Below are 19,182 nucleotides of genomic sequence, written 5' to 3' on the forward strand. Positions count from 1 at the left end.
AGCCCTTCCCTGAGAGAGGGAAGGGCCCGGTGACCTTACTGGATGCAGCCGGAGCGACGCAGAACGCGTGTCGCCTGTTCGGCGGCACCGGTCATCAGCTCGCGCACGTCCCCGCCGGCAGCGGCTTCCGCAATGGCTGCTGAGAGCAGATCGCCAACCTCGGGCCACTCGGCGATCTGTGGCATGATGTCGGACTCCTTCAAGGATTCCCATGCCGCCGCCTGGATACCGTCGTTGGCGGCGTTCACGTCTGCATCCTGCAAGGAGGAGATGTGCGTGACCACGTTGTTGACGATAGGCTTGCCGGCAACCTCACGCTCGACCGCGTTGGCCTTGTCCATGTCCGGGTTCGACAGCCACTTCATGAACTCCCATGCCGCATCCTTGTTTTGCGAATAGTCCGAAATCGAAAACGGCATGGAGATCGCGTAGGTCTTCGTGGTGCCCTGGTAGGACGGCATGCCCGCAAACGCGACCTGATCCTTGGTCAGGGTGCTGGAATCGGGATTGTAGAAACCCGAATAGGCCCACCACCACACGGGGATCATTGCGGAGTTGCCCTGCATGAAGGACTGGCGGGCATCCTGTTCGACAAAGGCCACGGAATTCGGATTGGTCACGCCGTGCACGGTGTGCAGGGCGATGTAATCCTCGGTTGCCTTGAGGGCTTCTTCGCTGGTCCAGGCCGGCGTGCAGTCGTCATTGAAGACGTCACCGCCGGCGGCCCACAGGAAGTTGAGCCAGATGAAGAGGTTCTGCCGGTTGCCGTCATTGTTGAAATAAAGCGCGAGCGGCGCGACGTCCGGATGGCTTTCTTTCAGTTCCTTGCCGATGCGAACCACGTCTTCCCACGTCGCGGGCGGCTCTGGAATGAGGTCCTTGCGATAGAACATCAGCTGCGGGTGCGCGCGCAGCGGAAAGCCGAGCGTCTTACCTTCGAATTGCGCGGAGCGTGCGAAGGCCGCAGGGTAGCGGTCCATCGAGATCCCGTCGCGGGCCATCAGGTCGTCGATCGGCATCAGCCAATGAGAATTCGGCGGGCCCCAGCTGTCGAGATAGTTGACGACATCGAACGTGCCGTTTGCGGCGATGCCTTCGGCGTTGATCTTTTCCTGCAGGCTGCCGAAGGGAATGAAGGTCCATTCGGTTTCAATGCCGGTCAGTTCGGTAAACTCGCCGTCGCGCAGCATCAGTCCGTCGAATTGCGGCGTCACGACGCTCAAAATATTCAGCTTGGTACCTTCATAGGGTTTCCCGGCGGTCAGGCCGTACGGCAAGTCTGCGGCAACTGCCTGAAGCGCAGTGGTTGCCAGGCTCGCGGCCGCAATCGCCGCAAGAAATGTCCTTCTTTTCATTGCTCAATTTCCTCCCCTGGATCGTGCGTTGACCGCATTGTCCAAGGGCAGGGTAACATGTTTGCATACGAATGCAAAAATTTTTACCTTGGGTCATATGGGATGAATTTATGCGGGAGCTTGATTTTTTTGTTCAGCTTTCAATGAAAAGACTAGAGCGGGTCAGTATGCAGTCCTTGTTTTGGGGTATTTGGTTTTTCCGCCAATATCTTAATGAGTTCATTAGATTAATAATTGGAGGCGTAGTTTGAGTATGTATCTTTAGAATTTGAATAAATCTGCTTGAAGCTTCATCTCTTGAGACCATTTGATATACAGAAAGATGGTTAACTTGAAGGACAGGTATGGGTGGAACAATCGGAGAAGTAAGAGGGCGATCCAAAGCCGAGGCTTACCTTAACTACGCTGAATTGATTGAGGATGTTTCGTACATATTTTATGATCACCATCCCGATTCCAACTACAAAAAGTTCTGCAAGAAACAGATGGTGCAAGATCCTATTACCGGGGAGTGGGTCTTGCGCTACCACCTGCACACATAGTGCGGGTGGTATGGTTCCCCGGAGACTGGAGGCCGCTTTGAAAACAATATTGAAAGTGGTCGCCTGACTAGAGATCGGCCGGCTTGGCGCGTGAAATGAGGCTCCACAAAGTCGCTGGCTGTTTGTTGAATGATAGGACTAATGCGAAGAACTTCCACTGAACGAAACGATGGTTCCCAAGCGACAACAGCGTTTTCTGTTTATTGGGGTCAAGCTCCTACAACTTTCCCTTTACTCTCGAACGATAGTTTAGGCTCTAGTCTATAATATAAGCCTCCTTACGAGCAGACGTTTGCTTGGGAAGCGCTGCTCGTATGTTTATTCGCCTAGCAAAACAGTGAAGAACGCTTGATTTCGCTTCTTTGCATTTTCTACAAGCGTGTCGTAGCCAAATGCTTGTATGTAGATTTGCTCATTGTCGCGAAATCTAAAATATATTTTGGAGTTCCATTGGTTTCTGAAGTCATGCTTCCTCAATACCTTCACTAAGCTTGCAGTGTGGTCTGCAATTAGATAGGCGAAGCGTCTAGTGACATTGCCAAAACTGAAATGAGTACCGTCCGTTCGACTAATTCCACCTGCTGCAGTGGCTTGTTCCAAAGTATTTATGATCTGTAAAACCGGATCACTCTTATCATTGCCCAACCGAAAGTCATCCCTACTTGGTTTCTTAAACTCAACGATTGTGATCGTTGTTCCGTCGCTATCACCTAAAACTAGGCTTTCATCGAAAAACGCAATGTCGGTTATTTTGTCCCCTTTTTTGCGTCTTCCGCCGTGTATCGTCCTGTCACTTGAGACGTAAGGTAGAAATGCAAGTACATCATCAATAAGCCATAGATTGTGTTCGAAGTAACCTGTTTGAGTGCTATCCGTGAAACGCCTAAAAATGAGGTCATGTATTACGTCTTCAGGGGCTCGATTCCCATCTGAACCAAATTTACGCGCAGCCTCCACAAGTTCAATTATATTTTTTCTATGGATAATATATTCAGCAAGAGCTTCCTTATTATTCTCGTCGAGCTTTCCAACAATTTCTTTTATGTTTTTCTCATAGTTTTCAGCATCATTTGCTGCGTGAACAATAGCTTTTGATAAATCGTTTGTTGCACGATGCCTTTCAATCGCTAGATCTGAGATGAATTCCTCTGCTGTCCAATTATTGGGTTTTGAACTTACATATTCCCCAAGAGTACGACCCTTTAACCCAATTCTGAGGATAGGGTTTTCTCGCAGAGCTTCATTTAGGTCAATCGATTGCTCTGACTTAATTTTTTCAATTTGTTCAACTTCATCCTTCTGAATTATTTTCGAAATACTCGAGACAATATTTTCAATTGTTTTTGATGTGATATTAATTCCCGTTCTTGCGTCGTTTAGTCTGCTTTCAAATGCTTCGCCTGTTACTACGGATATTACAATGTATTTTTCGTTATTTTCGTCTGTGAAATGCGGTTGACCTAACTTGTTAGTTAAATCCCTGGGCTTTCCAACTATTCTGTCCGCAGCCGATAGAAGCAAACAATGGCTTTTGAAGAGTCGGGTTTTGGGAATTTTCGCAATCGAGTAGCTAAGTGTTTCAGTCTCACCTTCTACTTCACACTCAAAACTTCCAGAGTCGCTCAGCTTAAATATGTTGCCAAAGTAATGTGTTATGTTTTCAGGCTTTCCATCGTCAAAGCTGACTGTAATTTCGGGTAGCCAACCATATAGAAATTGAGGCAGAAAGTGGCTGCCAATTTCCTCAGCAATATCACTAGTTTTTAGATTTCTTATGAGTTCGTTCCAATCCGTCATTGGAGATTGGTAAATGACTTGAACTCCTGTGTCCGGAATCTCCGGCTCGGTGTTTATGAACGAAATTTCGTTTTCCTGATAAATATCGAAACGAAAGTGCCTATGATTTTGGTTCTGAAAAAATTCATATTTGGTAGCATAAGTGATCTTTGAAAATACCTTGAAGGCAATAAAGCGTCCAAATCCGCGACCATTTTGCTTTAGTTTGTGTCCAGAGAATGGTGTCTTAAATGATTTGTAGTTTGTTTCATCTAATCCCAATCCGTTGTCTGCAATAGAAATTGTTAGCGTTTTTGGGTCGTTTGGATTTTCAAATTTTATTGCTATTTTTCCTTTAGTAGCTGCCTCGGTTGCAAATCGTGCTTCTATCCCGTGTATTCCATTGGATATTGCTTCCAATACGGGAAGCAAAAAATCATGTAGGGACCGACTTAAGTGTGTCCGCTTTAGTACAGCCCGCATATCAGGTTTCACAAGAGTGTCGGTTGTAATTGTCATGTAGTAAGAGTTTTCTCATATTTTCGCTATCGATAGTATGCATCTCTGCATTCCCTGGTTGCAATCTTTCTTTTTATTTTGGGTACGTCTTACCCTCGTGATTTGATTTTTTGTTTTCATTCACCCCAAGTTTTCGCTTAAAGTCGTGCTGTCTCTCATTACTCACATCAATGAAAATCCCGGCTCGGAAACAGCTTTTTCGCCTGCTCGCGCGGGTGCATGGCGCGTGGTTTCGGGGCGTCTGATTTGAGATGAACGGGAACTTCTTCTGCACGCGTGGTCATTTCGACCAGAATGTCGTCATTGGGATGACCGAGCAGGGCAAGGCGGTTGGAATAGTCCTCGATATGGTCGGCGATCAGGTGGACGACGATGCCTTCGCGCTCCAGCCGTCCGGTGACTTTCAAAAGCCGTCCGCCGATGACGGCGGCGCGGTATTTTTCGTACATCTTCGGCCAGACCACCACGTTGGAAACGCCGGTCTCGTCTTCCAAAGTGATGAAGATGACGCCCGAGGCCGTGCCGGGGCGTTGGCGGGTGATGACAAGGCCGGCAACGGAAACGCGCCGCGCTTCATACGGGGTCAGCTTTGCCAGCCGGTCGTGCGGCGTCAGGTTCGGAATATGAGGGCGCAGCAACTCCATCGGATGGGCGCGCAGGGTCAGGCGGGTGGAAAGGTAATCCTCCACCACCTCCTGCCCCAGATGCATGGCGGGCAGCAGGACATCCGGTTCGAAGATCGCCTCCCCGTCGATCGGGTCGTTGAACAGCGGCAGCGGTTTCGGGCTGCGGATGGTCTTCACCTGCCACAGCGCATCCCGGCGGCTGAGCCCCATGCCGGCAAAGGCGTCGGCCTCCGCCAGCCGTTCAAGGGTTGCCGGCGGTACGCCGGTGCGAAGCCATAGTGTCTCGGTGTCCGGATAGCCGTTGCCGCGCGCGGCAACGATCCAGTCGGCGTCCTCCTCGCGCATGCCCTTGATCTGCCGGAAGCCGAGCCTGAGCGCCAGCGCGCCGTCGCTGCGCCGCTCCAGCGTGTTGTCCCAAAGGCTGGTGTTGACGCAGATCGGCCGGACCTCGACCTGATGCTCGCGCGCGTCGCGTACAATCTGCGCCGGGGCATAGAACCCCATCGGCTGGGAGTTCAGGAGCGCGCACGCGAACTCGGCAGGGAAGTGGCATTTGAGATAGGCCGAAACATAGGCAAGCATGGCAAAGGCGGCCGCGTGACTTTCGGGAAACCCGTATTCGCCGAAGCCCTCGATCTGGCCGAAACAGTTCTGGGCGAACTCCAGCTCATAACCGCGCTTTAGCATGCCGGAGATGAATTTCTCCCGGAGCTGGCCAATCGTGCCCATGCGCCGGAAGGTCGCCATGGAGCGCCGCAGCTTGTCGGCTTCCGACGGGGTGAAGCCTGCAGCCACAACGGCAATCTGCATCGCCTGTTCCTGGAACAGCGGCACACCGAGCGTCTTGCCGAGCACCTCCTCCAGTTCCTTTGAGGGAAAGGAGATCGCCTCCTTGCCCTGGCGGCGGTTGATGTAAGGATGCACCATTCCACCCTGGATCGGGCCGGGGCGGACGATCGCCACCTCGATGACGAGATCGTAGAATTCGCGCGGAAGCATGCGCGGCAGAAAGTTCATCTGTGCCCGGCTTTCCACCTGGAAGACGCCGATCGCATCGGCCTTGCACAGCATATCGTAGGTCCCGGTATCCTGCTGTGGAACGGTGCCGAGTGTGAACTCCTGCCCGTGGTGGGTGTCGATCAGGTCGAAGCACTTGCGGATGCAGGTCAGCATGCCGAGGCTGAGCATGTCGACCTTGAGGATGCCGAGCGCGTCGATGTCGTCCTTGTCCCACTCGATTACCGTGCGGTTTTCCATGGCGGCATTCTCGATCGGGCAGAGCGCGTCCAGCCTCCCTTGCGTGATCACGAAGCCGCCGACATGCTGGCTGAGATGGCGGGGAAAGCCGATGATTTCGCGGATGAGGTCGACGGTCTGGGCGACCCGCCGGTTGGCAAGATCCAGCCCCAGTTCCTTCATGCGTGCATCGTCCGGCCCGCTGTTGGAGCTGCCCCAGATCTGGCCGGAGAGGGCCGCCGTGACATCTGCGTTCAAACCCATGACCTTACCGACCTCGCGGATCGCCGCACGGGTGCGGAAATGGATCACGGTTGCGCAGAGCCCGGCCCGGTGGCGGCCGTATTTCTCATAGACATACTGGATCACCTCCTCGCGCCGCTCATGTTCGAAATCGACATCGATATCCGGCGGCTCGCCCCGGTGTTCGGAGATGAAGCGTTCCGACACCATGGTGATCGTTTCCGGACCGACATCGGTAATCCCGAGCGCGTAGCAGATGATGGAATTGGCCGCCGAACCGCGCCCCTGGCACAGGATATGCCGGCTGCGGGCAAAGCGGATGATGTCGTGGACGGTCAGGAAATAGGCCGCGAAGTTGAGCTTGCGGATCAGTCTGAGTTCCTTCTGCGCCAGCTGGTGCGCATGCTCCGGCACGCCGGCGGGATAGCGCATCTCAAGGCCTTCGAAGGTCAGCCGCTCCAGCCGGTCCTGCGGGTTCTCTCCATCGGTGATCTCGTCCGGATATTCATAAGAGAGTTCGGACAGGTCGAAGCTGCAGCGGGTGGCGATCTCGACGGTGCGCCTGAGCGCTGCCGGGTGATGCCGGTAAAGCCGGGCCATGTCGGGAGCCGACTTCAGCCGGCGCTCCCCATTCGCCAGTGCGCGCGTTCCGATCTCGTCGATGGTGCAGCCCTCACGCATGCAGGTCAGCACATCGGCAAGCCGCCGCCGCCCGGCATGATGCATCAGGACGTCGCCGACCGCGACCATGGGGGTGGCAAGCGAATGGGCGGCTCTCGCGCAAGTCCGGAACCAGTCCTGGTCGGTGCCGTCATAGCGTGGTGCGGCGCCCAGAAAGACATGGCCGGGCACTTCCTGGCGGAGCGTCCGGATATGGTTCTTAGCCGCCTCAGAAAAGACGTCCGGTGCATGATCGCCCTGGGGCAGGGCGATGAAGATCAGGCCTTCGGAAAATTTTACGACATCCTGAAAATCCAGATGGCAATCGCCCTTTTCCGCGCGCCTCTTGCCGAGGGTCAGGAGCTGGCTGAGCCGTTCATAAGCTGCCCGGTTGGTCGGCAGGGCGACAAAGTCGACCCGGCTGTCGGCAAGCACCAGCCGCGCACCGACAATCAGCCGCGGCAGCTTGAGAACCTCCGGTACGGGGAGTGGCGGGATCTCGTTCGTCTGTTGCCGGGACGAAGAGTCGATCTGGGAATGAGAGCGTATCTTCACGCCCTCCTCGTTGGCCGCACGCCTGATTTCCTTCAGCGCCGAATAGGCCCGGACGACCCCGGCCAGAGAATTCCAGTCGGTGATCGCAATCGCCTCCAGACCGAGTTCGGCGGCCCGGGTCACCAGCTCTTCCGGATGGGAGGCTCCGCGCAGGAAGGTGAAGTTGGATGTCACCGCCAGCTCCGCATGACGCGGAACGTCCCAGTGCAGGCTGTCCGGTAAGACATGAGAGGTCATTGCATGTCCCTTTTTCTCACGGCAGCCCTCCCTGACTTAATCTGGGGGTACGGGTACAGAAGGGAGATGCACCCAATATGCCGCCCGGCCTTGAGCCGGGGCCATCTTCTGGTTCTCTCACAAAGAGGTCCCGGATCAAGTCCGGGACGGCGGCGTGAGTTCGGGGCCGCATCGGTAGAGACCAGCCATCTTGCCACCACCTCTCCACCGTCATCCCGGACGCAGCGCAGCGGAGATCCGGGATCGGGGAGCCGAGGGCTGTCAACCAGGACAAAGCAAAGGCGCCCGTGCCTCTCCGGTCCCGGCACGCGCTCCGCTTGGTCCGGATGACGAAGGAAGGCAGTGCCACTGACATGCCGCCTTCTGTCCCCGAGACCTCATCCTGAGGAGAACCTTCAGGTTCGTCTCGAAGGATGGGCCACCCGGCTCTGAATATGCCGCCCATCCTTCGAGACAGCGCTGCGCGCTTCCTCAGGATGAGGGGGATTTTGCGGAGCGGTTTTCGGGTTCGGCCGGACGTCTGGGCAGGCACTATCCGAACGGCCTCCATCTCTTCCTGGTCATCCCGGACGCCGCGCAGCAGAGATCCGGGATCGGGGCATCGGGGGCTGTCGGTCGGGGCAGTAGAAGAACAGCCGAGATGCCCGTACCTCTCTGGTCCCGGCGCGCTTTGTGCTTGGCGGGGATGGTAGGTTCCTCCGGTGTCATCCCCGACTTGATCGGGGATCCACTCGTTTCCAGAGACGGTTTTTCGAGACGATGGCTTTGCGGCTTGGTCGCGCCCCAAAGCGACGTTTCGTTTCGCGGGTACGGAGATGACTTTCATGGAATGGGAGCACACCCAATACGTCGCCCCGGCCTTGAGCCGGGGCCATCTCCGGGTCCTCTCACAAAGAGGTCCCGGATCAAGTCCGGGACGGCGGCGTGAGTTCGAGGCCGCATCGGTGGAGACCAGTCGAACCGCCTCCTTCTCTCCATCGTCATCCCGGACGCAGCGCAGCGGAGATCCGGGACCGGGGAGCCGGAGGCTGCCGGTCGGGACAGAGGAAGAACCGCGGCGGCCGTGCCTCTCCGGTCCCGGCGCGCGCTCCGCTTGGCCGGGATGACGGCGGGAAGGAAAAGATGGAGCGGAAGAGATCATCAGCCGAACTCCCCTTGCACATACCAGCCCGGGTTCTGCGGTGTATGGAACAGCCAAAGGCGCTGGCCCTGGCCGGTGGCAACGCGCCAGTAGTCGCGCAGGCCCCGTGTCCAGTCGTCGTCGCCCTCCCACCACGCAGGTGTGATCCGCTCCGGTCCCTCGGCCTTGAGTGTCGTCAGCGCCCGGCCGCGCCAGCGGAAGCGGCCGGGCGGCGTGACGCCCGAGCCGGTGATCGGCTCGGGGGGGAACAGGCGCAACGGGCGCGTGCGCCGGGTGGGCCAGGCGCGGACCGGCATGCTGTAGGCGGCCGGCACCAGCTTGAAACTGCGCTCCGGGATGTGGCTGTCGACCGGGGCAAAGCGCAGGATGTTCTCAAGCCCGATCCGGTTGCCGAGCTGGGTGACGAGATCGGCAAGGCTGTCTTTTTCCAGCGCTTGCGACGGGGTCAGCTGGCGGGGGCCGAGTTCTTCCACCTGCGTGGCTTCCAGGCGGATCATGTCGATGCCGTAGCCCGCATCGACCGCGCTGACCCCGCGCTCGAAAAGAGCGAGGATCCGGTCGCCGTCGCGCATCGGCCGGGCCAGGCGCAACTCAACCGCCTGGTTTTCCTGATCCACGCGCCGGAAGGTCAGCTTCAGGCTGCGCGCGCCCTTCTGGGCCGTATCCAGCTGTTCGCACAGATGGCCGATCAGCCGTTCCGCTCCGGCCATGACGTCGTCCAGAAGCCCGATCGGCTCGGGTAGCGTCATGCGTACGGCGAAGCTGTGATCTTCCTTCAGGGGCGAGATCTGCTCGGGAATGGCGCCGAGCGCCTGATCGAGACGGCGCAGCACCTCCGGGTCGTAGCGCCTTGCAACATTGGCCCGTGGGAGATTGTAAAGATCGGAGACGGTGGCAATGCCGAGCCGCTCCAGGCTGGTGCAGGTCTGGTCGGTAAGGCGCAGCGCCGGCAGCGGCAGGGGGCCGATGCGGGGAAGGATCTCACCTGGCTGGGCAATGCCTTCGGCAAAGCGGGCAAGCGCCCAGGCTGCGCCCGGCGTTGATGCCAGGCCCAGCCGGGCGCTGAGACCGGCCCGGGCAAGCCGGGCGCGGATATCATCGAGAAGCGGTTCTTCGCCGCCCAGAAGATGCGCCGACCCGCTGATGTCGAGAAAGAGGCCATTCAATCCGTCGAGCCCGACCCAGGGGCAATAGCGGGTTGCCCACCGGGCCAGAAGACGCAGGAACCGCTGGTCGGCCTTCGGATCGGCGGGCCGGGTGAGAAGACCCGGGCAGAAGCTTCTGGCATGAACCAGCGTCATGCCCCGGTTGAGCCCGGCAGCTTCCGCGCGCGGGCACAGATCATAGACACGTTCCGAATTGCGGTCGAAAAGGGTCAGGGCAAAGGGCGCGTCAATGGGATTGGCGCGGAGCGAACGCTCAGCCGCCAGCCTCGGAAACCACAATGATACGATGCGCCGCTGCATCCCAACGCACTACCCAATCTGATAATGTTCCTATTTTGTTCTTTATAAGTGACCATCGCCAGGGAGTCGAGTCATGGTCGTTTTGACGAGGGCTGTTCGCGCCGGGATTGTTCGGGTTGGGGCTGTTTTGACGGGCGGCTTCAAATGCGGGAATGCCCGTGCAGTGCCATCTGGTTTCAGCGGCATTGCTGCCGCCGCCTTCCGGGATCAGGAGCAAAGCGGTGGTCCCGCCGGTTTCCGCCGCCAGCTGTAGCCGCCTGCCTTCCGTCAGACCGATCGGGCCGGTGAGTTCGGCGACGACAAGGCCGACGGCGCCGGACCGCAACGCGGTTTCAGCACTGGCCAGCACATTCAAAGGTGTATCTGCACGGGTCAGCAGCAGCTTTCCAGGATCGCAATAGGGCGCAAGACCTTCCGGATTGACCACGGGACGCCAGCGTTCCGATATCCAGACGACCGGGCCGGACGCCTGACCGGCCGTGATCGCAGCAAAAGCCAGTCCACCTTCGCCGCACACTTCATGGGCGCGGGCCCTCTTGAGCGGATAAACGGAAGAAAAGGGCTGGGACATGGAACGTTTTAGGGTTTCTCGGCCGAAAAAAGATCTGCTTAAGGAACAATGTTTTGCAACATAGAGCAAGAAGAGCGTTGTTAAAGGTTGAAAAAGCGCGAACCTTTGCAGTTTCCTCAACGCAAAAACATACTGCCGGAAATCTTGGAAACCACGCTTCGACCTGTCACTATTCTTTCATATGAACGACGCCGAACCTTCACGTGAGCCGACTAATCTTCTGCGAGCTCAGGCGTCGGCAAGGGCGAGCATGCTGGTTGGAAGGCCGCAGGCCGGCAGTTGTTACGGCAATTTGTCCATCGAGATGACACAAAAAGAAGCCCGAATTGCCGGGATCGGACGGGCGCGCGGAACAATATATTCGTTCCCGTTTGCGGACGCGGTTAAGGCGTGATTAAATGTTCATATGAGCGTCATAGAACGTTCATATGAAAACAATACGAAACGCAGGCGTTATCGTTTCAGGTGCCGGCGAAGCCATTTCGGTACCGGAAAAACCAACTGCTGACCGGGGCAAAAATGCCCTTCGACATGGGAGCAAATGAATATGGCTTATCGTAAGACCGTCGCCAGCCTTGTCGCTGCGGCCGCCCTTCTGGGCACCTCCTCCGCATTTGCGCAAACCGAGATCGATTTCTGGCATGCCTTTACAGGCCGGTTGGGAGAATTGGTTGCCGAGCAGGTAGACACCTTCAACGGGTCTCAGTCCGACTATAAAATCGTTGCCAGCCACAAGGGCAATTACTCCGAGACACTGAACGCCGGTATTGCCGCTTTCCGTGCCGGTGAGCAGCCCCACATTCTGATGGTGTTCGAGGTCGGCACCGCGACCATGATGGGCGCCAAGGGCGCAATCAAACCGGTCTATGAAGTCATGGGTGATGGCTTCGATCAGTCGAAATATATCGGCTCGGTCAAGGGCTACTACACCTCCCCCGACGGGAACATGCTTTCGCTTCCCTTCAACTCCTCGACGCCGGTCCTCTGGGTCAACCGCGACAAGCTTTCTGAAGCTGGTATTGATCCTGATACCGATATGTCCACCTGGGAGCAGGTCAGTGAAGTGCTCGATCAGCTGAAAGCAGCCGGTGTCGAGTGCCCGATGACGACCGCCTGGCAGAGCTGGATCCACCTGGAGAACTTCTCCGCCTACCACGACACGCCATTTGCCACCAAGGACAACGGCTTTGCCGGGACCGATACCGAGCTGGCGTTCAACAGCCCGGCGCAGGTTGCTCATATCTCGGCAATGGGTGATTGGGCGAAGGACGGCAAATTCATCTATGCGGGCCGCCGGAACGAAGGTGGCGCAAACTTCCGTGCAGGTGAATGCGCTCTATTCACAGAATCTTCTGCAGGTTATGCCGGCATCAAGTCGGAAGCCGAATTTGATTTTGAAGTGCGTCCGCTGCCCTACTGGTCTGCGGTGGCCAGTGAGCCGCAAAACACGATCATCGGCGGTGCTTCTCTTTGGGTGCTCGAGGGCCATGAAGCTGATGAGTATGAAGGCGTGGCAGCTTTCATGGACTTCCTCTCCAGCTCTGAGATCCAGGCCAAGTGGCACCAGGACACCGGATATCTTCCGATCACGGCTGAGGCCGGTGATCTGACCCGCTCACAGGGCTTTTATGAGCAGAACCCCGGAACGGACATCGCCGTCATTCAAATGACCGCGAAAGAACCGACAGCGAACTCCAAGGGACTTCGGCTGGGTTCGTTCGACCAGATCCGCGGCATCATTGATGAAGAACTCGAAGGCGTGTGGTCGGGCGACAAGTCCGCACAGGAAGCGCTCGACTCGGCAGTGGAACGCGGCAACGCCCTGCTGCGGCGCTTTGAACAGTCCGCACAGTGACATCATGACGACGTGCCGCCCCGGTCTCCGGGGTGGCACACGGTCTTGCCATGGAAAAACGCGTCACTTTCAAAGGCATGTGGCTGCCGCTGCTGCTCATTGCCCCACAGATTGTCATAACGGCAGTCTTCTTTTTCTATCCAGCGGGCCAGGCGATCTGGCAGTCGCTTTTCATTCCGGACCCGTTCGGACTGTCCATGCAATGGGTAGGGCTCGGCAATTTTGAGTTCCTGCTGAAGGATCCCTTTTACCGGGCGTCCTTTGTGACGACGGCGATCTTTTCGACCCTGGTCACAGTCGTCTCGATGGGGGTCGCTCTCTATCTGGCCGTTCTGGCCGACCGACTGATCAAGGGGTCGGGCACCTACAGGACGCTGCTCATCTGGCCTTATGCTGTGGCGCCCGCGGTCGCCGGTGTCCTCTGGCTCTTTATGTTCAACACGCGCGTCGGTGTGGTGACCTGGTACCTGGGGCTTCTAGGCTACGACTGGAACCACGTGTTGAATGACAGCGAGGCGATGGGTCTTGTTGTGGTTGCCAGTGCCTGGGGACGCATCAGCTACAACTTCCTTTTCTTCCTTGCCGGTCTTCAGGCAATCCCGAAATCGGTGATCGAGGCGGCCGCAATTGATGGCGCGCGTTTCTGGACGCGCTTTCGCACGATTGTTTTCCCGCTCCTGTCGCCGACAACATTTTTTCTCTTGGTGGTCAACATCATCTACGCATTTTTCGAGACCTTCGGCGTCATTCACACGATTACCGGCGGTGGACCGCAACAGGCTACGACGATCCTTGTTTACAAGGTTTATTCCGACGGGTTCGTCGGTCAGGATCTGGGGTCCTCGGCAGCACAATCCGTGATCCTTCTGCTCATCGTTTCGATCCTCACCGTGGTTCAGTTCAAATACATCGAACGCAGGGTCCACTACTGATGGCGCAGCAAAACGGCATGGTCGAAAAGCGCAGCAACGGCCTCTGGCTCACGCATTTGGGCATGATTGTCGGCGTCGCCTTCATCTTCTTTCCGATCTGGCTGGCGTTCGTTGCCTCGACAGTCGATCAGCAGGCAATCGTCCGGCCACCGATGCCACTCCTGCCGGGAGACAAATTCTTCGAGAATTACGCGCGGGCATTGACCTCGGGCGTGAACGCTCCTGTCGGCATGATGCTCGTGAACTCGATGGTCATGGCACTTGGAATCGCACTCGGGAAGATTGCGATCTCGCTGCTATCGGCTTTTGCGATCGTCTATTTCCGCTTTCCGGGACGGCGCTTGTTCTTCTGGCTGATCTTCCTGACGCTCATGCTGCCGGTCGAAGTGCGGATCGTGCCGACCTACGAAGTGATCGCCAATTTCGGAATGCTGAACAGTTATTCGGGTCTTATCCTCCCTTTGATTGCGTCCGCGACTGCGACTTTCCTGTTTCGGCAGTTTTTCATGACAGTTCCGGACGAGCTTGCCGAAGCCGCACGCGTGGACGGTGCCAAGCCGATGCGGTTCTTCTTCGACATCCTTCTGCCGATGAGCCGGACGAATATCGCCGCGCTCTTCGTTATTCTCTTCATCTATGGATGGAACCAGTATCTCTGGCCGCTCCTCATCACCACCGACCCCTCCATGAACACGATCGTGATGGGCATCAAGCAGATGTTCCCTTCCGGTGACGACACCGCCGATTGGCCGGTCATCATGGCAACGTCGATCCTGGCCATGATCCCTCCGGTGCTTGTGGTGATCGGAATGCAGAGGCTGTTCGTGCGCGGTCTAGTGGAAAGTGAAAAGTGAATGGCGACTGTTACCCTTGAAAACCTCCGGAAGTCCTACGGCAATACAGAGGTCATCCATGGTGTCGACATCGATATCGCCGATGGAGAATTCATCGTGATTGTCGGACCTTCGGGGTGCGGGAAATCAACCTTGCTGCGGATGGTTGCCGGCCTTGAGACCGTCACCTCCGGTGACATTCTGATTGATGGCCGCAATGTCAACTCGGTTGAGCCGATGGACCGCGACATCGCAATGGTATTTCAGAACTATGCGCTTTATCCGCATATGAGCGTCTTTGACAACATGGCCTACGGCCTGAAGATCGCGAAGGTGCCGAAGGATGAAATTGCAAAGCGCGTGGCGAATGCAGCGGAGATCCTGCAGTTGGAGCCTTATCTCACGCGAAAGCCGCGCGAACTGTCCGGCGGACAGCGCCAGCGTGTTGCCATGGGCCGAGCGATTGTTCGCAAACCGGCTGTCTTCCTGTTTGACGAGCCACTCTCCAATCTGGATGCCAAATTACGTGTCCAGATGCGTCTCGAGATCAAGGCGCTCCAGCGCGATCTTGGCGTGACATCGCTTTACGTGACCCATGATCAGGTCGAGGCAATGACGCTTGCCGACCGGATGATTGTGATGAACGGCGGGGTGGCTGATCAGATCGGTAAGCCTTTGGAAGTCTATGCGGATCCCGCAACGGAATTTGTTGCCGGTTTCATTGGATCACCGCCAACCAATTTCCTGGATGCAGACCGACTCGGGCGGCGCGTTGAAGGTGGTGCAAAAGTCGGCATTCGCCCCGAACACATCCGAATTGTGGCTCAAAGCGAAACCGACTACGCCGGCAAGGTCGTCTATTCCGAACCACTCGGGGCAGAGACACTGATTCACCTGAAACTACTTGATGGTGAAGACGTCACAGTGCGCCAGGAAGGGGCTCTGCCGATCCCCTCCGAGGGCGAAAGCTGCGGTCTCGCCTGGGACGCGAAAGACGAGATGGTTTTCGCTAAAGACGGTATTCGTTTACGGCAGTGATCGTCGTGAAAGTAGGAAAGGGTGACCAGTTGGCCGCCGGATCTACGGAAAATCATCAGGCTTGGAATGGGTGGCGAACGAGGGTGCCGTCTGTTTCGAAAAAGCCACTCCGGGCAACCGGGGTGGCTTTTTGGTTTTATCCTGACGGTGCTTGTCAGGAGAATGGCAGGAAGAGGCTGGGACGGACCCTTCGCTTCTGGCAAAGAGAGTGCGAACGCACCGCCACCTGCAAGGACCGACGATGGAACCATTTAAAAACAAGATCTCGCCGGACCTCGTAAGATGTCTGGGGTTGCACATCGAACGGCACCTTCAAGGATTCGACCGCGTGTCTTATGAAGCTGCCATCCTGGCCGGACTGGACAAGCTCGAACTGAAACAGCGGGCCCGGCTGATCGCGGATGAGACTGGCAAGATCCTGCCTGAGCCACTGGATGCGAAATTTCACGTTCTGAGATCGATCCTCCACCCGCTTGAAAACGAGGGCGTCGACCGGGCAAGCAATGACGAAGGAATACGCGGCTGGGGCATGATGCCGCTCGGCATGGTCGTGACAGATCATGGCCTGGGCGACTTTGAAAAATCCTTCGCACTCCTGAAGGAAATGACCAAGCGGGCCACTGCGGAGTTCGAGGTGCGCCCGTTTCTCGACAAGGACCAGGACAAAGCTCTCGCCATCATGACGCCCTGGGCAAAAGACGAGAGCGTCCACGTCCGCCGTCTCGTTTCGGAAGGAACACGTCCGCGTCTTCCCTGGGGCATGCGGCTGAAAAAGCTGGTCGAAGACCCGTCTCCGACCCTGCCGCTTCTGGAAGCCTTGAAGGATGACCCTGAAGAGTATGTCCGCCGCTCCGTCGCCAATCACCTCAACGATATTGCCAAGGATCACCCGGGCCTTGTTGCGGAAATCGCTGCTCGCTGGCTGAAGGGCGCTGACAGGAACCGGCAAAAGCTGGTGCGTCATGCCTGCCGCTCGCTGATCAAACAGGGACATGCCGCGACGCTGACCGCCTTTGGTCTCAAGCCGCCTGAAATCACGGTGGATGGTCCAAACATCAAAACGCCCAGAGTAACCTATGGCGGCTCCGTGTCATTCGGCATTGAGCTGCGTTCGTCAGGCAGGACAACGCAGGACCTCGTGATCGACTATCTCGTCCATTTCAAGAAGGCGAACGGGACGCTCGCGCCGAAAGTCTTCAAATGGACGAAAGTGAAACTCGAGCCGGGCGAGACGGCGTCCTTGTCTCGCGATCACGCCATCCGGCCCATCACCACCCGCGTCTACTATGGCGGAACGCAGGCCATCGGCCTCCGGATCAACGGCAAGGATTTCGGGTTTTCGGAATTCGAGCTGGTGATGGATGGGGCCTAAATTGAAAACCCTCTCGCCGTCCCGGACAAGCGAACGCGCAGATCCGGGACCCGTTTCCTCATCGATCCTGGGTTTATTGTGAAAGTTCCCGGATCTCGGCTTTGCTTCATCCGCGAAAGCGTCTGCGGGGTGAGATCAAATGAGCGCATGAAAACCTCATCCTGAGGAGGACCGTACGGGCCGTCTCGAAGGATGGGCCACGCAGCACTGAGCCTGCCGCCCATCCTTCGAGACAGCGCTCTCGCGCTTCCTCAGGATGAGGTGGATTTCGCCGGTTACTTCCGGGTTCGGCAGCGCGGTTGGGCCGCCATCAGGCGGCGCTTTCATTCTCTCAGTTGTCTCCCTGAACAAGTGAGAAGTAAAAGCTCTGAGATCTCGCGAAATAGGGCCCTGTCTTTCGCTTGTCATCCCTGCGCAGGCAGGGATCCAGTAACCGCTTGCCTGATCGTCTTTTTACTTTGCTGACGTCACGGATTACGGGATCCCGGTCTTGCCGCTTGTGCGGTAAACCGGGATGACAACCTGGGAACGCCCGTCCCATTTCACCGCGCAGCTGCGACCCGATTGCAGCGAAAAGAACCTCTTCCTGAGGAGGACCGGAAGGTCCGTCTCGAAGGATGGGCCACGCAGCGTTGAGCCTGCCGCCACCCGTCAACCGATCCGCTTCAGCCTCAACATGCCCAAAATCCCGAAGGCCGGGCCAATTGCCATCAGGGCGAACATGCCCGGCCAGCCGATCAGCTCGGCCCCGAGCGGGGTCAGTTGAACCGTGAAAAACGTCAGTGCAAAGCCGAGGGCGGTCTGGAAGCTCATCAGGCTGCCGGCCTGTTCGGGTGGGGCGTAGTCGGCAACGAGCGCGGAGAACTGGGCAGAATCCGGCAAGATCGCCGCGCCCCAGATCAAAACGCACAGGATCGTCAGCCACACCGGACCGCCGAATGTGATGGCTGACGCGATGGCGGCGGATCCGCTGACGACCATGGCAAGGATCGCGATGTTCGCCTTGCCGACCCTGTCGGCGACAATGCCGGCCATAACGCTGGCAACGCCCCCGGCGGCGATCGTCAGGAAGGCGATCAGGCGTGAAAGGGAAACGGCTTCGCTTTCGGGCAGATGAGCGGAAAAAGAAAGCGTCAGCGCAACACCGATCCAGGCCCACATGGCATAGAGCTCCCACATGTGGCCGAGATAGCCTGCATAGGCGTAGCGGATTTTACGGTCCGTCCAGGCAGTAAAAATCGCCTCGATTTTCATGCGCGGTGCCCTCGCATGAAACGGGCCGAGCGCTGCAAAGAGACAGAGGGCCCCGCCGGCCGCGGACGCGATGGAAGCAACGATCAGGCTCCAGCGCCAGTCTGCACCGCCCAGCAGTGCCAGCAGGTGCGGCGCGGCGGAGCCAAGGGTGAGAGCACCGACAAGCGTGCCGACCAGAAAACCCCGGTCCTTCTGTCCCCAGCCGACGGCGATCTTCATGCCGACCGGATAGACACCGGCGAGCAATGCGCCGGTTGCGAAGCGCGCAAATATGGAAAGGCTTCCGCCCGGCTCGACCACCAGAAGGCTGGCGTTGAAAAGCGCAGCGGCGATGGCGCAAAAGGCAAAGAGGCGGCGCGGATCGATCCGGTCCGCAAGACCGAGCAGCGCCGACGCAAGCGCTCCGACCACGAACCCGATCTGGACGGCGCTTGAAAGCGCCGCCTGACGCATTTCGGAAATCTGAAATTCCCGGGTGAGGTCCGGCAGGATCGCAGCGGACATGAACCACAGGCTCATGCCGGCAACCTCGGCAATCATCAGGAGTGACAGCGAGCGCCACTTTCCTTGAAATTCACGCGCCAAGGCCAAGCTCTTTCCGGATTTTTTTGGTGAGTTTGCCTGCGATAATCTTGTGCGCGGCGACGATATAGGCCTTCAGGTCATCGTCGGAAAGGGCGCCTTCCTGTTCCATCTGCACCCACTTTGCCCGGGCAAGATAAGGCGCGGGGATCATGCCCTCCTGCTGGATCAGCAGCGAATAGGAAAGGTCCGAACACTTGAAGCCGATGCGCTGATGATCACCATCGCCCCAGCGGGAGCAGATCGCGAAAATCTTGCCGCCGACTTTCCAGACAGAGGCATTGCCCCATTGGATGACATGGGTGGTGGCAGTCAATTCACTGCAAAAGGCGTCGAATTCGTCGCGGGTCATTTGAAGCTCGTGTCTGGACAGCACGTGGAAGACGGGA

At 57.4% G+C, this 19,182-nt stretch carries 12 protein-coding genes; 5 read left to right on the forward strand and 7 right to left on the reverse strand.

The window, feature by feature from the left end:
* Window positions 1-35: 35 nt before the first annotated feature.
* From ABVF61_RS13825 to ABVF61_RS13845, 5 genes are all read right to left on the reverse strand, one after another.
* Entirely contained in the window at window positions 36-1,355 is a 1,320-nt protein-coding gene (locus ABVF61_RS13825) for an ABC transporter substrate-binding protein (RefSeq protein ID WP_353994135.1), read from the reverse strand.
* An 860-nt stretch (window positions 1,356-2,215) separates the two neighbouring features.
* A complete protein-coding gene (locus ABVF61_RS13830) occupies window positions 2,216-4,192 on the reverse strand; it encodes a hypothetical protein (protein WP_353994136.1) in 1,977 nt (658 codons plus the stop codon).
* Window positions 4,193-4,359: 167 nt separating this feature from the next.
* A complete protein-coding gene (locus ABVF61_RS13835; protein WP_353994137.1) occupies window positions 4,360-7,749 on the reverse strand; it encodes an error-prone DNA polymerase in 3,390 nt (1,129 codons plus the stop codon).
* A 1,140-nt stretch (window positions 7,750-8,889) separates the two neighbouring features.
* Window positions 8,890-10,356, reverse strand: a complete 1,467-nt coding sequence (locus ABVF61_RS13840; RefSeq protein ID WP_353994138.1) for a Y-family DNA polymerase — start codon at window positions 10,354-10,356, stop codon at window positions 8,890-8,892.
* Complete coding sequence (locus ABVF61_RS13845) at window positions 10,310-10,927, reverse strand: ImuA family protein (protein ID WP_353994139.1); 618 nt, start codon at window positions 10,925-10,927, stop codon at window positions 10,310-10,312. The genes ABVF61_RS13840 and ABVF61_RS13845 overlap by 47 nt, the downstream gene beginning before the upstream one ends.
* A gap of 547 nt (window positions 10,928-11,474) precedes the next feature.
* Here ABVF61_RS13845 and ugpB point away from each other — a divergent pair.
* The 5 genes from ugpB to ABVF61_RS13870 all read left to right on the forward strand — a co-directional run bounded on the left by ugpB (window position 11,475) and on the right by ABVF61_RS13870 (window position 16,957).
* Window positions 11,475-12,782: a sn-glycerol-3-phosphate ABC transporter substrate-binding protein UgpB gene (gene ugpB / locus ABVF61_RS13850; protein WP_353994140.1), complete on the forward strand. Its 1,308-nt coding sequence runs from the start codon at window positions 11,475-11,477 to the stop codon at window positions 12,780-12,782.
* 50 nt (window positions 12,783-12,832) lie between these two features.
* Window positions 12,833-13,714, forward strand: coding sequence for a sn-glycerol-3-phosphate ABC transporter permease UgpA (gene ugpA, locus ABVF61_RS13855; protein ID WP_353996425.1), 882 nt, complete (start codon window positions 12,833-12,835; stop codon window positions 13,712-13,714).
* Between the two features lie 17 nt (window positions 13,715-13,731).
* Complete coding sequence (gene ugpE / locus ABVF61_RS13860) at window positions 13,732-14,568, forward strand: sn-glycerol-3-phosphate ABC transporter permease UgpE (protein ID WP_353996426.1); 837 nt, start codon at window positions 13,732-13,734, stop codon at window positions 14,566-14,568.
* Window positions 14,569-15,585, forward strand: a complete 1,017-nt coding sequence (locus tag ABVF61_RS13865) for an ABC transporter ATP-binding protein (protein ID WP_353994141.1) — start codon at window positions 14,569-14,571, stop codon at window positions 15,583-15,585.
* 241 nt (window positions 15,586-15,826) lie between these two features.
* Window positions 15,827-16,957 carry a DNA alkylation repair protein gene (locus ABVF61_RS13870; protein WP_353994142.1) on the forward strand — a complete coding sequence of 377 codons (1,131 nt, stop codon included), beginning with the start codon at window positions 15,827-15,829 and terminating at the stop codon, window positions 16,955-16,957.
* 651 nt (window positions 16,958-17,608) lie between these two features.
* On the opposite strand, the gene ABVF61_RS13875 is transcribed toward ABVF61_RS13870, so the two are convergent.
* Both ABVF61_RS13875 and ABVF61_RS13880 read right to left on the reverse strand, forming a co-directional pair.
* Window positions 17,609-18,796 (reverse strand): MFS transporter, encoded by a 1,188-nt coding sequence (locus ABVF61_RS13875; RefSeq protein WP_353994143.1) that lies wholly within the window; start codon window positions 18,794-18,796, stop codon window positions 17,609-17,611.
* Window positions 18,786-19,145: an MmcQ/YjbR family DNA-binding protein gene (locus ABVF61_RS13880; protein ID WP_353994144.1), complete on the reverse strand. Its 360-nt coding sequence runs from the start codon at window positions 19,143-19,145 to the stop codon at window positions 18,786-18,788. The genes ABVF61_RS13875 and ABVF61_RS13880 overlap by 11 nt, the downstream gene beginning before the upstream one ends.
* Window positions 19,146-19,182: the final 37 nt, after the last annotated feature.

The sequence above is a fragment of the Roseibium sp. HPY-6 genome (assembly GCF_040530035.1).
GTDB lineage: Bacteria > Pseudomonadota > Alphaproteobacteria > Rhizobiales > Stappiaceae > Roseibium.

What these genes read in the sequence shown, in the direction of transcription:
- ABVF61_RS13825 (WP_353994135.1), bottom strand. Translation starts at nt 1,355, where the DNA reads ATGAAAAGAAGGACATTTCTTGCGGCGATTGCGGCCGCGAGCCTGGCA.
- ABVF61_RS13830 (WP_353994136.1), bottom strand. Translation starts at nt 4,192, where the DNA reads ATGACAATTACAACCGACACTCTTGTGAAACCTGATATGCGGGCTGTA.
- ABVF61_RS13835 (WP_353994137.1), bottom strand. Translation starts at nt 7,749, where the DNA reads ATGACCTCTCATGTCTTACCGGACAGCCTGCACTGGGACGTTCCGCGT.
- ABVF61_RS13840 (WP_353994138.1), bottom strand. Translation starts at nt 10,356, where the DNA reads ATGCAGCGGCGCATCGTATCATTGTGGTTTCCGAGGCTGGCGGCTGAG.
- ABVF61_RS13845 (WP_353994139.1), bottom strand. Translation starts at nt 10,927, where the DNA reads ATGTCCCAGCCCTTTTCTTCCGTTTATCCGCTCAAGAGGGCCCGCGCC.
- ugpB (WP_353994140.1), top strand. Translation starts at nt 11,475, where the DNA reads ATGGCTTATCGTAAGACCGTCGCCAGCCTTGTCGCTGCGGCCGCCCTT.
- ugpA (WP_353996425.1), top strand. Translation starts at nt 12,833, where the DNA reads ATGGAAAAACGCGTCACTTTCAAAGGCATGTGGCTGCCGCTGCTGCTC.
- ugpE (WP_353996426.1), top strand. Translation starts at nt 13,732, where the DNA reads ATGGTCGAAAAGCGCAGCAACGGCCTCTGGCTCACGCATTTGGGCATG.
- ABVF61_RS13865 (WP_353994141.1), top strand. Translation starts at nt 14,569, where the DNA reads ATGGCGACTGTTACCCTTGAAAACCTCCGGAAGTCCTACGGCAATACA.
- ABVF61_RS13870 (WP_353994142.1), top strand. Translation starts at nt 15,827, where the DNA reads ATGGAACCATTTAAAAACAAGATCTCGCCGGACCTCGTAAGATGTCTG.
- ABVF61_RS13880 (WP_353994144.1), bottom strand. Translation starts at nt 19,145, where the DNA reads ATGACCCGCGACGAATTCGACGCCTTTTGCAGTGAATTGACTGCCACC.